10 protein-coding genes and 1 pseudogene are annotated in these 15,713 nt (G+C 45.4%); 3 read left to right on the plus strand and 8 right to left on the minus strand.

Annotated features, from left to right (window positions below; all coding sequences use genetic code 11):
• Positions 1-139 precede the first annotated feature (139 nt).
• The 3 genes and pseudogenes from RID09_RS13785 to ispD form a co-directional block, all read right to left on the minus strand.
• A pseudogene (locus RID09_RS13785) lies at positions 140-376 on the minus strand (endonuclease V); the annotation flags it as partial.
• Between the two features lie 5 nt (positions 377-381).
• Positions 382-1,266: a sulfotransferase family protein gene (locus RID09_RS13790; RefSeq protein WP_446336500.1), complete on the minus strand. Its 885-nt coding sequence runs from the start codon at positions 1,264-1,266 to the stop codon at positions 382-384.
• A 109-nt stretch (positions 1,267-1,375) separates the two neighbouring features.
• Entirely contained in the window at positions 1,376-2,074 is a 699-nt protein-coding gene (gene ispD, locus RID09_RS13795) for a 2-C-methyl-D-erythritol 4-phosphate cytidylyltransferase (RefSeq protein ID WP_446336501.1), read from the minus strand.
• A gap of 253 nt (positions 2,075-2,327) precedes the next feature.
• Between ispD and RID09_RS13800 the strand changes: the two genes are divergently transcribed.
• Complete coding sequence (locus tag RID09_RS13800; protein ID WP_446336502.1) at positions 2,328-3,290, plus strand: glycosyltransferase family 9 protein; 963 nt, start codon at positions 2,328-2,330, stop codon at positions 3,288-3,290.
• A gap of 171 nt (positions 3,291-3,461) precedes the next feature.
• On the opposite strand, the gene RID09_RS13805 is transcribed toward RID09_RS13800, so the two are convergent.
• The 3 genes from RID09_RS13805 to RID09_RS13815 all read right to left on the minus strand — a co-directional run bounded on the left by RID09_RS13805 (position 3,462) and on the right by RID09_RS13815 (position 5,605).
• Positions 3,462-4,682, minus strand: a complete 1,221-nt coding sequence (locus tag RID09_RS13805; RefSeq protein WP_446336503.1) for an RNA-guided endonuclease InsQ/TnpB family protein — start codon at positions 4,680-4,682, stop codon at positions 3,462-3,464.
• A gap of 138 nt (positions 4,683-4,820) precedes the next feature.
• Positions 4,821-5,312: a CRR6 family NdhI maturation factor gene (locus RID09_RS13810; RefSeq protein ID WP_446336504.1), complete on the minus strand. Its 492-nt coding sequence runs from the start codon at positions 5,310-5,312 to the stop codon at positions 4,821-4,823.
• Positions 5,313-5,416: 104 nt separating this feature from the next.
• Positions 5,417-5,605, minus strand: a complete 189-nt coding sequence (locus RID09_RS13815) for a hypothetical protein (RefSeq protein ID WP_446336505.1) — start codon at positions 5,603-5,605, stop codon at positions 5,417-5,419.
• A 92-nt stretch (positions 5,606-5,697) separates the two neighbouring features.
• Here RID09_RS13815 and RID09_RS13820 point away from each other — a divergent pair, with 92 nt between their 5' ends.
• Complete coding sequence (locus RID09_RS13820) at positions 5,698-6,150, plus strand: Fur family transcriptional regulator (RefSeq protein ID WP_446336506.1); 453 nt, start codon at positions 5,698-5,700, stop codon at positions 6,148-6,150.
• Positions 6,151-6,386: 236 nt separating this feature from the next.
• Positions 6,387-11,840 carry a CHAT domain-containing protein gene (locus RID09_RS13825; protein ID WP_446336507.1) on the plus strand — a complete coding sequence of 1,818 codons (5,454 nt, stop codon included), beginning with the start codon at positions 6,387-6,389 and terminating at the stop codon, positions 11,838-11,840.
• A gap of 249 nt (positions 11,841-12,089) precedes the next feature.
• On the opposite strand, the gene RID09_RS13830 is transcribed toward RID09_RS13825, so the two are convergent.
• Positions 12,090-12,965 (minus strand): alpha/beta fold hydrolase, encoded by an 876-nt coding sequence (locus RID09_RS13830; protein ID WP_446336508.1) that lies wholly within the window; start codon positions 12,963-12,965, stop codon positions 12,090-12,092.
• A 274-nt stretch (positions 12,966-13,239) separates the two neighbouring features.
• Positions 13,240-15,285, minus strand: a complete 2,046-nt coding sequence (locus RID09_RS13835) for a PAS domain-containing protein (RefSeq protein WP_446336509.1) — start codon at positions 15,283-15,285, stop codon at positions 13,240-13,242.
• Between the last annotated feature and the right edge of the window lie 428 nt (positions 15,286-15,713).

Genomic DNA, 15,713 nt, shown 5'->3' on the forward strand with positions numbered 1-15,713 from the left:
TTACCCAATTAGCATCTAAAACCCTTGGTATTACGTTGATTTGTGCCAAAACTAAAAAAGTTGAAAGGCGCACGGATACATAACCGATGAGTTATACAACTCTATCGATGCCTATATACTACACAGACAGTCTAGAGTGAAAGGTTGTCGGGCGGCGTGCGATCGCTTGTTCGATCAGTTGCAGTTCTGGAAAACTCAGTACCGCAACGGCGGCGCGTGAAATCGCATAATTTTCTTCAAAGCCAACATCCACACCCGCTACATAGTTTACTTCACTCAATTGGTCAGATGTAATAATTTCTTTACTGAGTTGGTTTTGGATAGCAGTAGCTTCCTCAACACTCAGAGTCCAAGAGTGGCGCTGATAAATTTCCATTCTTGTTAATTTAACCAAGCAGAAAGGTCTCTCTGAATTAAATCTTGTAACTTGAGAATATCTTCCCGATAGAGTTCTATTAATTGCTGGCGATCTTCTGGAGAAAGTGGAGCTGCTTTCTTGTCTTGGGAGTTCATTTGAATTAGGCGAGAACGCAGGTTTTGCCTGACTTCAAGGGGGAAAATCAATCGGAGTCCCGAACTAACTATCGTTCTCAAGGGATTTTGTTGGCGTAACAGATTATTTACGGCTGTATTTTTTGGCACTTTAGCAACTTGGGCTTTCTTGGAGACATCAGGCAAGAACGTATCATCGACTCCCACAAAGCGATACATCTTTTGCATGAATTTTATCGGTTCTTTAGACAAGTTATCGTACAAATAAACTTGAATTTGCTCTCGACCAAACTCTTCATAAAAATACTGCAAATGCTTATAGTAAAAGCCTTTCAGAATAATGAATGATTTATCCGCTTTATATTTTATTTGTTCTGATAAGCTGGTTCGTTTTCCTTTACCAATAGCATCTCGGATATGCATTAAGTAATCTGAATAGGCACGATCAACTGGATTTCGCAAGACTGCAATCAATTTGGCATTGGGTACATAACGCTTAATTCGCTCTGAGGAAGACTCATAATGAAACAGATAATTAGGAGATGCTTCGCCAATGGCAATCTCATCTTTGACTCCAGTAAATAGTTGACAATATTTTTCAAAGGTGTCAATTTTGGCTTTTCGTTGATCTTCAATTTCTCCCCAATTTTTTTCTAAAAAATTCGTTTCTTTAACTGGACTCATGTAAATTTGCGGATGTTGGTTTAAATAGTTATAAATAGAGGTCGTTCCCGCTTTTTGAACACCGATAATGAGAAAAGTAGGAAGATTCATAGAAGTTAGTCCTGGTTGATAAAATAAAATATCTTATGCCTGAGGAGGGCGGGTTGAGTCAAGTTATTAGTTTGTGTCAATTGACCCTTCACCACCTTCGAGACCATGCTTATGACTTATTACGGATTAAAAGCCGCTGACGCAAAATAAACTCTGCGATCGCTAAATCCATGGGTGTGGTTACCTTAAGATTAGTCTCTTCCCCTGCCACGATCTGTACAGGTAGCCTACAGCGCTCAAATAATGCCGCATCATCGGTAACGTCCCAATGTAATTTCCGTCCTTGGTCATGACATTGCTTGAGAAGCGGCACCTCGAATCCCTGGGGCGTCTGGGCTGCCCACAACCGCCGCCTGTCGGGTGTATCTTGGACAATATCTGACTCATCGACCACTTTAATCGTATCCTTAACCGGGATCGCGGCAATCAAACCCGGACAATCTCTGAGATGCTGTGCACAGCGATCAAACAATTGGGGTGTGGCTAAACATCTGGCGCCATCGTGAATCAGTACCCGTTCAGCGGTTGGCGGTAATGCTTGCAAGCCGTTATAAACTGATTCTTGGCGAGTTGCTCCCCCGGCAATAAGCTGTACGGCTTTGGTCAGGGCGAGATCTGCTAAGATTGCCTGAATATCTGGCTGATCTTCAGGCTGTCCCATAATCCCAATCCAAGTAATCTCCGCCGCCGCTTCCGCCGCCAGTAGCGTCCACGCCAATAAGGGTTTACCCAGTAGGGTCAGCAATAGCTTATTGCGATCGCTCCCCATCCGTCGTCCCATTCCCGCTGCTGGAATTAATACATGCACAAGCTTCTGCCTTTGATGCCAAATCTCTAATCCTGACCGATTTAATCTGCGACCAGTAGTTTATCCCATTCAATCACTAGGTATAATATCATGCGTACAGTAGTCCCATAAGCAAGATAGCAATTGGATTACGGGTGTAGTAGTTCACCCCGTCACGGTTATCCTGACCAACTCGTTTCCGGAAAATTCCGTGAAATCAGAAACTACCAGTCCATTAAAATTGAGCTGATATACAAGCTCATATTATATTGAGATGAGAATATTAGCCCTTGTTCCAGGTGGAATCAGCGATCAACTTCTGCTGTTTCCTACTTTGGATGACCTAAAAGCAAATTATCCCGAAGCTGAAATCGATGTCATAGTGGAACCCCGATCCAAGGGAGCCTATCGGGTTTCGGGTTCAGTACATGAAGTATTACCGTTTGACTATAAAGACCGCAACGGTCTGGCTGATTTTGGCAACCTGTTGGGTATTATCCGCGATCGCGAATACGATGTGGCGATTGCCCTAGAACGTCGGTGGTCAGTAGGACTATTGCTCTGGATGAGCGGTATTCCCACCCGTGTGGGCTACGAAAATAATCAGGGGCAGTGGTTTTTCACCAACACTGTACCACTCAAAACAGAGCAGTATGCGGCTTATGTGTATCATGACCTGCTCAAAGGGTTGGGTCTCAATACCCCCTGTCCAGAGCTTGCCATTCGTGTGCCAAAATCCGATCTGGACTGGGCAGAAGGTGAACAAGCACGCCTCGGCATCCCCGAAAGCGGTTACATTATGATCGACGGCGGCTCTAACCACCTCGATCACTCACAGGACATTGATCAGGTTTATCCCGCCCATAAATGGCAAAACGTTATTGAAGACATCCACCAAAAACAGCCTGACCTTACTCTGGTTATGCTCCATTCTTCGGAGGATACTGAGTTAGTTGCGACCCTAACTCAAGTCTGTCCTAATTTACAGATGACCTCACCCCCCGATATCGGCAAGTTAGCTGCAATGATTGCGGGGGCGAATTTACTGCTGTGTACGGATAGTGCGTCGATGCATCTGGCTGTTGCTGTGGGAACTTATACCATCGCACTGTTTGGTTCTAGTCAGGCGAACAAACTCCTACCCCCATCAGAACGCTATATTGGCATTCAATCGCCGACTCGCTGGATTGCCGACATTCAACCCAACGATGTGTTAAAGCAAGTATGGCGAGGCTAAGTAGGGGTTTGGTAACCTTTCCCCCTACGGCGTGGTGAGGATGTCAATTCTCCCCTGGCTAAAGCGTAGGGGATTAAGCGGATGCGAAGAGACGGGCTAAAAGCACCGTCTCTTCGCTTTATTTCTTAGAAATCCTGGGTCTATGAAGTCCAGATAAACTACCCAGACCTGCTACCCTTGGAGGTCTGGGTTTTCAGTAGCCCTGAAGCTATCAAACAAGTTAAGCTGAACGTATTTGGGAGTTCTGTTTAACTTGCACGATAACCCCGTGCCTCCAGGCTGGTTTATAAACAGCCCCACAAGTGCAATATTATTGGCTCCGTTGAAATCGGCATCCCCATGCCAGCCACAGTGACCACACCTGAATGTCTTGCCGCTACGGTAAGACTTTCCTTTTGCCGGATGAATATGCAGGCACTTGTGACACATTTGGGAAGTATAAGCAGGGGGAATAGGGGTAATTTTAACGCCAGCACCAAGCGCTTTATATTCGATAAATGTTCGCAACTGATAAAATGCCCACGAATTTGAGCGTCTTCGCTCAGTGTTGTTTCTTGGTTGTTGGTTAGTTCTTTCCCTTATGCCTGTTAAGTCTTCTATAGCAATTGAGGCACTTAACTCAACTGCTCGTTTGACCACTAACTTGGAAATGTTGTGGTTGAGCCACTGCTGGTAACGCCTCTCCCTCCCCGACAACCGTTTCAAAACTTCTCGACATCTACGTCGAGTTGTTCTCGTGCCTTTCGAGGCTTTTTTCTGGAGAGATGCTCTTACTGTGCTGAATTTATCTCGCACCGACTGAATATGCTTACCGTCCCACCTTTCATCCTCTGATGTAACGGCAATGTCGCGACGCCCTAAATCGATACCAATTACCTTATCGGTATTTTTTGGGTCTGGAGGGGTATCCTTGATCTGAATGTGCAGGTAGAACTGACCGTCGCGGTGCTTACATAATTGAGATGAAGTTGGGTTCCTCCCTTTGAGTTTTCCTCTTTGGTAGTTACCTGGGTTCAATTTAACTCGCTCTCTACCGCGAACAGTAGCAAGGCTTACCGTCCAGTCGTGTTCACGAAGTCGAAACAAGTCCTTATCGCAGTCCATACTGCCTGGGGCAAACTTTTTAACAGGCTTGCCTTTTGAAAAGGCTACCTTTCGGTTAGCCGCTACTCTTGCACAAGCTCTGACTGCCATATTTGCTACCAAATTGAATTGGCTTTTAATGGTTTGATAAGTCAAAGATTGAATAGCAATTTTGTTGGTCAGTTTTGGATCTGTATGTCCGTTCACGTAGTTGCAAGCATCCGCAAACGCCTGAAGAGTTGCCTCTAAGAAGGCCACCTGCTCAGGGGAGGGTTGAAGCTTTACAACTATCGTGAGGACTTGTTTCATGGCGAGCATTATACCACCTTGCGGGAAATACGAGGGCTAAACGCCCGAAGTATTTCCCGCTCTTCCCCTACGGCTTACCTCCACTTCGTGAAGGTTGAAGCCGTAGCCCCTCGCGATTTAGGTGGGATGGCATAAATCTCAAGTCCTTTTTGGGGGGAACATCAAGTCAAACAAGGTATCATCGAGTTCATACCCTAACATTTTAGCCATGGACTTGAGGCGCGACTGGTTGGGTAAACCAATCTGTTGTAACCAGTTATTGAGCACAAAAACTTTTTGCATCACGAAAATTTCTAAGGCTTCTGGGTTATACTGAATCCCTTCCGTCCGATTAAACTGGTGTGGGACGAGCATAGCTGTGTAGCGGGCGAGTTCCCCCGCTTTCCAATCCAGCAGAAACGGTAACCACGGATACTGAACATCTAAGCGGATAAACCACAGACGTATTTCAGGAATTTCTGACCATTCCCGTGGATCATCGGGTTGGCGAGGGTAGCTAAACTCAAAGCCTAACTGCTGCTCATAGTTGGCGATCGCACCCTCAGTCAGCCACTGATCAATCCTAGTCTGGACGGGCGATAGGTCTAAATCATTAATGCAATGGGAATTGAGTTTAATTGTGATTGCCACTAATCTTCATCCGCTCCACAACACTTGGACGAAAAGACGCATTTTGAAGCGTCTGTACATTGCCTGGATTACTTCGATTCCACAGGCTTAACCTCGGATCAAGCTTACCCTAGTTTTATGTCCGGAGCATGGAGTGTGAAAGCACAAATCGATGCTACCGGACTTGATAGCACTCGCCCGGTAGACATACTCAAATCATCTAAGGTAAAGTGGTAATGAGTTTGCCTTACTGTGCCAGATGCCCAGCAAAGAAAATTATGTCCCCAAGGATGATGCACGTTTAACCAGTGCATTATCATCTATGGGACTTAGAACGGGCTCACCTTAATGGTAGAACTTGAGACCGCTCCCCATAAAGCTAACCACCCCATTCAAAGTATCGACCATGCACAAAGAAGCGGCAGTTGTCAAACCGATTCGCTCATTGGAAGACGCCCTCAATCAATGTCAAGCGTTGGGGATGCGCCTGTCGCGTCAACGCCGCTTAATTTTGGAACTGCTGTGGCAAGATCGAGAGCATCTGTCCGCACGAGAAATTTATGATCGCCTGAATCAGCAAGGAAAAGAAATTGGTCATACCTCTGTGTACCAGAATCTAGAGGCGCTATCCTCTCAAGGCATTATCGAATGTATTGAGCGATCCGATGGACGGCTTTACGGGAATATCAGTGATGCTCACAGTCATGTTAATTGTGTGGATACAAATCAGATCATGGATGTGTATGTAGAATTGCCCGATGAACTAATCCAGCACATTGAGCAACAAACTGGGGTCAAGATTACTGAGTATCGGATTGACTTCTATGGTTATCGAAACAATCCACTGAATGATGAGTGAGGAATTATATCAAATCCGATTAAACAACCTGCCTAAAAATGGCTGAAACCATCATTCTGAACTAATTGCATCTGTGTGAAATCAACCGAATTCGATATTACGCAACTGATGAGTTGACCAATGATATCTGAATTAGGAATTATCAATTACGAATTTCCTAAAGTTCTAGTCTTTGTTTCCTGTTCCCTGTAAAAAAGTTCCCTGTTCCCAAAACATTTGATATTGGCTTTCCCCCTATGAACGTCGCCTATCTCAGAAACACGCGGCTTTTGGCAGGACTAATCTTGGCGAGTACCGTTGCAATCAAGCCAGTTGAAGCCCAACCGATTCCCTCAGCCGACGATGGTACGGGTACAATTGTCACCCCTTCAGGGAACCGCTTCGATATCACGGGGGGTTCTTTATCGGAGGATGGGGCAAATCTCTTCCACAGCTTTGAGCAATTTGGACTCAAATCAAATCAAATTGCCAACTTTGTGTCCGATCCCGCGATTCGTAATATTTTAGGGCGGGTTGTTGGTGGCGATCCCTCGATGATTAATGGTCTCATTCAAGTCATAGGGGGCAACTCTAATTTATATTTAATCAATCCAGCGGGCATCGTTTTTGGTCAGAATGCTCAGCTTAATGTTCCGGGTGATTTTATCGCTACAACGGCTACAGAAATTGGCTTTGATAGAGGCTGGTTTCAGGCATTTAGTAGCAATAACTACAGCAATTTAGTGGGAAATCCTCATACATTTACCTTTGATACATTGCAACCGGGCGCGATAGTTAATGCCGGGGATTTAGCCGTATCAGCAGGACATAATCTGGCTTTAATCGGGGGGACGATACTCAACACGGCGAGTTTGGTAGCACCTGGGGGTAATATTACAGTAACAGCAGTTCCTGGAACCAGTCGGGTACGGTTGAGTCAGCAAGGGCAAGTTCTGAGTTTGGAGGTACAACCTAGAGCGGATAGTCAGGGGAAGGTATTACCCATTGAACCTCAGATGTTACCGGAGTTGCTGACAAATAGCGGTGGGGAAGAAGTAACCGGAGTTAGCGTGAATAGCGATCGCACCCTAATCCTGGAAGAGTCTGGAACACAGATTCCCACGACGATAGGGACAACGATTATTGCCGGTGATCTGGATGTTTCTGGAGACGTTGGCGGTGAGGTGCAGATATTCGGCGATCGCGTGGGTCTAATTGCTGCCAATATTAATGCTACAGGAATTCAGGGTGGCGGTAGTGTGAAGATTGGTGGAGATTATCAGGGTCAAGGAACTCTACCTCATGCCTCCCATACCTACCTTAGCCGCGATTCAGTGATTAGGGGTGATGCACAAGATGTGGGTGGTGGGGGACAGGTAATTGTTTGGGCGGATCATACAACCCAATTTTATGGCACAATTAGCGCCCGTGGTGGGATAAATTCGGGTGATGGCGGTTTTGTTGAGGTGTCGGGGAAAGAGAATCTGGCGTTTGATGGATTGGTAGATGTGGGGGCGACGGCGGGTAAAAATGGTCAGTTATTTTTAGACCCAAAAACGGTAGTTATTGGCACAACGGGTACAAATGATAGTGAGATTAGTGATAATCAAATCTTAACCGGAGACGGCGTTGGACTCACGTTCCAAATTTCTAATACGGCGATTGAAACCGCGCTGAATAACGGTGATGTATCGATTGCCGCAATTAAAAATATTGATATTAACGAAGACATTAATTCTAACAGTAGCAGTAGCCTCACCTTTGAAGCTGCCTTTATTAATTTAAATGCCTCGATTGGCTTGAATGGGGGAAATATAACCTTTGCATCTCCAGTAATTCTTCGCAGCAATCAAACGCTGAGTACGGGTTCTACTGTGGGGGGTAATATTACATTTAATCGCAGTTTGCATGGTCTTAATGGGGTGACACCGCCAACCTTGACTCTAGACGCAGGCACTGGAAATGTTACATTTGAGGGTTTAGTTGGAGGACCCTTGCCTTATGATGTGGCAGTTCTTCTAGATGCTCCAGTGGGGTACTGGTCATTTGAAGAAGACTCGGGTGCGACTAGCTTTAGTGACGTTTCCGGCTCCACCAATATGGGTTCATGCTCAACCACAACCTGTCCTACGGCTGGGCAAACTGGAAAGATAGGTTCTAGCGTGAGATTTGATGGAACGGATGACATCATTTCGCTTAATGATACGGGAATTGTCAACACGTTCACCATGGAAGTCTGGGTCAAACCAGAAACCATGCACGAAATAGATAATGTGAGAGCAGACAATCCCATAGGTATTAATTATGATGGCACTTCAGGACAAAACTATATCTTCAATCCTGAGCAGGGAGAAGCGACTTGGGGAGGACCGCCAAAGGTTCATTTGGGGGCTGGTGCTTCTGTGGGAACTAATGGTGTCAGCCTTTACGACCATTCTAGTGATTATATACCCGCCGTGGTTGTTTCGTCGGGTACGCTCAATGATTGGACTCATATTGCCGTAGTTTATAATAACAGAACACCTAGTTTATATATCAACGGTCAATTGGTCGGCAGTGGAGTGCCAAGTACACCGTATACTGTCGTTCATCCCAGCAATAACATTGGAGGTGGAGTGTATGGAAATTTCCAAGGTTATGCTGATGAAATGGCTATCTATAACTCAGCTTTATCCCCCGAACAAATCCAAGCTCACTACAATGTCGGTCAAGGAACAAGCCCTTCAACACCATTGGGCGGATTGACGATTACCAGTGCAGATAAGGTTACGGCGAATCGGGGGATTCAGGTGAATACTATTGATCTGACGGCTAACCAGATTAGTCTTCAGGATGTTACCACGACAAGTAGTGGCAATGCTGTTAGTTTAACCGCCGATGAAATTAATTTGGCGGGAGGCGTGAATTCCGTAACCGGGATTGGAGATGTGCAGATTCAGCCTCGAACACCTAGCCAAGATATTGTAATTGCGGATAGTTCAGATACAGTCGCTTTAGATCTCTCCCTAACTGATTTGACAGCGCTACAAGATGGTTTTAACTCGATTACGATTGGACGATCTGATGGAACAGGTACAATTACGCTTAATTCCTTCAGCTTCAATGATCCGGTTACGATTGCTGGCGGATCAACCTTAATTGGACCTGATGTTGATACCATTTATCGGATTACGGGTACAGATTCAGGTGAGGTTAGCGGCTTTAACGAGTCTCTGTCCTTCGCTTCAATAGAAAATCTAACTGGAGGGACTGCCAATGATACCTTTCAATTGAATAATAGTGCTTCTATAAGTGGTAGGATTGACGGTGGGACGGGTAATGATAGTCTGATTGGTGCAAATACTGCCAATACCTGGACGATTACCGCCCCGAATGGGGGAAATATTAATGGAATGATTAATTTCTCTGCCATAGAGAATCTTACAGGTGGTGCTGAGAATGATAGGTTTCAAGTGAGTAATGGTGTTTCTGTGAGTGGCATTATTGATGGTCGAGAAAATAGTGATGAATATATCATCAATTTGAGTGACACAGGTAGCGCGACAACAACAATTAATGACTCAGGAACAACAGGTAGTGATAGGTTGACGATTAAGGGTACAGAAGCAACAGATAATGTAGAAATTACAGCAACTCAGTTAACGCGGGAGTCACAAACAGTAAACTATAACTCAAGTCTGGAAAATCTGGAGGTGGATGCTGGTTTAGGAAACGATAAAATTACGGTTAGTGAATCGTTGACATTTACAGGTAACGTTTCTCTAAGTACGGGTTTGGATGGCGGCGATATTACCACAGGCGATATTACGGCGAATGGGGGAATTACCCTGATGAGTCAACCGGGAATCATCACTACTGGTGACTTAAACGCTTCTGGGACAACGGGTGGAGCGATTCGTATAGAAGCAGGCGATCGCATCATTACAGGTAATATTGATACAAGTGGCACGATGGGGAATGGTGGCGATGTTATCCTCGACCCAGAAAATGGTATTTTAGTTGATTTTATCAATGCCCAAGGGGGAACCAACGGTAGCGGGGGTAAGATTGACATTACCACGCAACAATTTTTCCAAGCTAGGGGTACATTTTCCGACCAAAATGGAATCTCGGCTAGCATTTCTACGGCTGGCGGTGAGGGAGGCGGTGACATTATTATCCGACATGATGGTGGTGCGAGGAATACTACGTTTGATGTCGGAAATGCCCAAATTAACGGGACAGCCGGGGCGATTACAACAAGTTCGACGAATTCAATTTTGCCGCCGCAATCCTTCCCCGGTTCCTATACTCAGGGGGAGATTCAAATTATTACCCAAAATCCACCACCAGAACCCCCGCCACCACCAGAACTTCCAGTCTTGATTCGTGATGAAATTGTCAAAGATTTTCAAGACATCCAACCTTCTCTCCCACCACAAATTCCAGAACAAGAGTCTGAAGATTTGATTCTGCGAACCGTTGAACGCATTGATATTGCCCGTCTGTTGGATAAAAACCAGATTCCCCAAGCGGTATTATTTATCGATATTCTCTTTAGTGAAGAACTCGGTTCCTATATTGATCAACGAGTGAGTCGAGAGTTAAAATCCTTTGCCGATATTCAGGAACGTCTGAATGAGACAGGGGAAGCAACAGGGAAAAAACCAGCGGTTCTCTATACATTTGCCCGCGCCGAACAATTGGATTTAGTGTTAGTCACGCCTTCGGGAATTCCGATTCACAAAAGTATTCCCGCCGCCCGACGGGAGGTGCTACTAAAAAAAGTGGTAGAGTTTAGGCAAGATGTGACTGATCCGATTAAACGGAATACCAATAGTTACCTTGATTCTGCTCAGCAACTTTACCAATGGCTAATTGCACCCTTAGAAGCGGAGTTGCAAAAAGAGGGAATTAGCACAATTGTCTTCTCCATGGATGCTGGGTTGCGGGCAATACCCGTCGCCGCGTTGCATGATGGACAACAGTTTCTGGTGCAAAAGTATAGTCTAGGACTCATCCCCAGTGTCAATTTAACCGATACTCGATATCAACCCCTTGATGATGCCCAAGTTTTAGCCATGGGTGCGTCTCAATTTATAGATCAATCGCCTTTACCTGCGGTACCCCTGGAAGTCTCTATAATTGCCAATCAAATTTGGCAAGGGAAATCCTTTCTTAATGCTGAATTTACTCTAAATAACCTTAAATCTCAACGCCAAAACCAACCGTTTCGGATTATTCATCTGGCGACTCATGGCGAATTTCAGCCAGGAAAACCAGAAAATTCCTATATTCAGCTATTTGATACTAAATTGCAATTAGATCAACTGCGTCAACTGGGTTGGAATAATCCCCCTGTCGAGTTATTAGTCCTCAGCGCATGTCGTACCGCCGTGGGTGATGAAGATGCAGAGTTAGGCTTTGCTGGGTTAGCGGTGCAAGCGGGGGTAAAATCAGCGTTAGGAAGTTTGTGGTATGTCAGTGATGAAGCTACCTTAGGGTTAATGACTGAGTTTTATAGTCAGTTACACAATGCTTCGATTAAAGCAGACGCCCTGCGACAAGCCCAAATCACGATGTTGCAAGGGAATGTGCAGCTAAAAGGTGGACAATTGCAGGTGAATGGGAAAAACCTGGTTTTACCGCCAGAATTATCAAGGTTAGGAGATAGAGAACTTTCTCATCCCTATTATTGGTCAGCGTTTACGATGATAGGGAGTCCATGGTAAATAATCAGCCCATTATAGGGGCGGGTTTAGTCACATCTAGGTTAGGTCAGAAATGATAGTAGTGAAACCCGCCCCTACACACTCAAAACTTGTTCAGGGCGGGTTTAGTCACATCTAGGTTAGGTCAGAAATGATAGTAGTGAAACCCGCCCCTACAGACTCAAAACTTGTTCAGGGCGGGTTTAGTCACATCTAGGTTAGGTCAGAAATGATAGTAGTGAAACCCGCCCCTACACACTCAAAACTCTCTTATCCTTCATCCTTTGCCAAAAACTCTCGCATATACTGATTTACCAACTGGGGCTGTTCCTGCTGTACCCAATGACTACAATTCGGGATGTAGCGGATTTGGAAATCTTGCACATAATCCTTTGTATTATAGGTCAATTCTTTGCCCAAAGCGGTATCATTTTCTCCCCAAATCATTAGGGTGGGAATTTGCAGAACATCCCACTGATTCTGATTAAATAGTCCCGAAAAGGCATTGCGGTAGTAGTTAAGCATGGCAGTCATAGCACCCCGTTTAGCCGCCGCATCTTTGTAGGTGTTTAAGTCTGCTTCTGAGAAGGCACTTTTGTCAATTGCCATATCGTTCAAACTAGAGGCAATCAGTTGATAGTCATCCCACTGAAGCAGTAACTCTGGGAGTAAGGGAAGTTGAAAGAAGAAGACATACCAACTTCGCAAGAGTTGTTGAGGATTACTGCGTAACGCCTGGGTAAATTTGGCGGGGTGAGGAATATTCAGGACGATTAACTTATCAACAAGTTCGGGGTAAGTATAGGCAACATACCAGGCGATCATACCTCCCCAATCATGCCCGACTAGGACACAGCGTTCATCGCCTAATCCTTGAATAACTCCCTTAATATCGTTAACTAACTCGGTGATCTGATAGGCTGATAAATCTTTGGGCTTATCGCTGTCATTGTAACCCCGCAGATCAAGGGCAACGACTTTGTAATCCCTGGCAAATTCAGGGATTTGATGCCGCCAGGAGTACCAGAATTCGGGGAAGCCATGCAGCATCAGCATCAGTTTTCCTTCTCCCTGGGTGACGTAGTGTAGTTTGACACCGTTGGTGAGAATGTAATCGTCTTGCCAGGAGTCGGTTAGGGTAGACATGGATTTGACTTTATAGTATTTCTCGTAAGACAATTAATTAGCATTATAGTCATTTAATCGGGATGTATTACCATGCTTTTAAGGTTTAGGTAAAGAGTCCGCGATCGCTAAATTCTTTGTTAGCCGTTTGAGTTTGGGTTAGCTGGTGAATGGTGGTAAATTTTAGGTGTAGAAATAGACGCCGAATTTAAATGCGTCTTAGCTCACTGAAATTATAGCCCCGACTTCTTCAAGAAATCGGGGTTCTGGTGGGGAGATAGGGGAATGGGGAGAGTTAATCTTCCAGCTGTTTATATTCAGTGATATCAACGCTACAACCAATCAGACGATAAGGCTTATCCTGATCATCTCGCACCGCTAAGCCATGGGAAAGAAACCAGCGAATAGTGCCATCTTTTTGCAATATCCGGTGTTCCATGCCATAGTTGGTCGTTGAACCTTCTAGATGAGCATTGATTTCATTGTGGACTTGTTGGCGATCATTGGGATGAATCAGGTCTAACCAAGCGGCTTTACTATTCGCAATCTCGTTATCCTCATAGCGCAGTAGGGTTTTCAAATTAGGCGCTATATAGAACTCATCACTCTCCAGATTCCAATCCCAAATCCCCACGTTACCTGCTTTAAGGGCTATGGCTTGGCGTTCCTCACGGGTGTGAAGATCGGCAACCATTTGCTCCTGTTTTGCCAATTGCTCTTGTAGCAAGGCATTCGCTTGAGACAGTTGAGTGGTTCGTTCCTTTTCCCGTTTGGCTGAGGCGGTTTCTACCTGCTTGCGCTGGCTAATATCCCGCTCTATCGCCATCCAATGGGTATATTCCCCGTTCTCATCAACCACGGGGACAATATTGAGTTCTACCCAAAACTCGGAACCATCTTTGCGATAGTTGATCAACTCCGCCCGCACGGGTTCCCATCGGCATAGGGTATCACGAATTTTATCAGCTTGGATGCGATCGGTTTTGGGACCTTGTAAGAATCGCGGTGTCTTGCCAATGACTTCCTCAGAGGTGTATCCTGTCATCCGAGTAAAGCCCTGGTTGACATAAACGATCCGAGGACCTGGTTTGTCAATGGGTTCGGCTTCTGTAATGACGATCGCGTCATTAGCATTAAATACCGCCGACTCTAATAACCGCAGGCGTTCCTCGGCTTGTTTGCGTTTGGTAATATCGCGAACAAAACTGAGTGACACTAAGCGATCGCGGTACTCAATTACCCGAGAACTAATTTCCACCTGTACATGGGAGCCATCTTTACGCCGCAGGGCATGTTCAAAGATAATACTACCCGTTGCTTGCATCCGCTGACCGATTGTCCGTTGCCGATCCTCACCAATCGGCACATCAATATCGTGAGTCTTCAAATTCAGCAGTTCTTTGCGGGTATACCCCAGTCGTCTTGAGGCATTCTGATTGGCATCTAAAATGCGACTGGTGGATAGGTCAATAATAAAAATGGAATCGTTGGCGTATTCAAATAAGTGTCGATAATTCGCTTCCGATTCCCGCAGCGATTCTTCAACTCGTTTGCGTTCGGTAATGTCTCTGGCGGTACATATTACCGCTTCCACACTATTGTGGCTACCCAGAATCGGACTTAGGATGTACTCGTAATGACGCACACCCCCAAGGGTTGGGTAACTGATTTCATCAGTCAAAGGGAGTCGAGTGGCAAAGACGACTTCCCGTTGGTTATTAAACAGTTCGAGTCCTTCGGGAGGTAGGTTTAACTGCGGCACCGTTTTGCCCAAAATTTCGGCTTGGGACAAGCCAAACAGTTGCGCGATCGCTAGATTCACGTAGGTAAATCGTCCCATGCGATCCAGTACACAGATGGGGTCAGGAGACGCCGAGAGAACTTGGTCAAAGATTCGCGCTTGTTGCTGAATCCTCGTCGCCAGTTCTCGCAGTTCTGAGTCATCCTGATCTGGGGCAATGATCGGATAATTCAGGTCGAGTTGGGTTACTTGATTAGGAGGTGTCCAGGCTTGATCGGTATCCCCAATTTGATGATGATTCGTCGTTCCTGTCACCAACGTCCTCGGAATTGCCTCTAGACTTTGATTGGCTACCTGAGTTTCTTGGGTGAGTTGATTAAGCTGTTCTTTTAACTGCTTGTATTTTTTGTCTAATGTATTGAGTTGTTCCTGAAGTTCATCAACCGTGGTTGAGTGCGATTCATCAAGCGGGAAACCAAATGCCTGCTTGAGTGCCTCAATCACAACAGCCGTCCGATCCCGACCTGATGCCTCAGCCCGAGATCGAATTTCATGACTCAGTTGTTCTGGAAGTCTAAACGTCGCTATTTTACTGACCATTTTTTAGTCGATTTAAATTGTCGAGTTTACCGTTGTACAAGGACAGAACGCTGGATCTGTGCTGTTTTGCCAAGAAATCTGCGCGTTAGCTGATTGTACAAATGTTGCGGGTTAAACTCCTGGAATTTCCAAAACCGCTTTTTATTTTTATTCAGGGTGGTTGAGCGAAAGGGGGTTGCCCATTGCTTCAACTATAACCGTTCTCAGCATCTGTGGTATTACAGTATGACACCTAAATCAGAGTTGAGCAAACTCCTAGTGGGTTTAGATCGTACACCCTGAAAGGGTCTGATCGGGCAGACTCAAACATGTTTTAACAAAAAAACAGGACTTACGCTGATCAGCTACCGATATCCTGTTTTAATCGTTAACCCTCTGTTCGAGGTTGTGCGTAAGTCCTGAGAATGGGTTTCGGTGCTCTTGTTCAA

The sequence above is a fragment of the Coleofasciculus sp. G1-WW12-02 genome (assembly GCF_040219735.1).
Lineage (GTDB): Bacteria > Cyanobacteriota > Cyanobacteriia > Cyanobacteriales > Coleofasciculaceae > Coleofasciculus.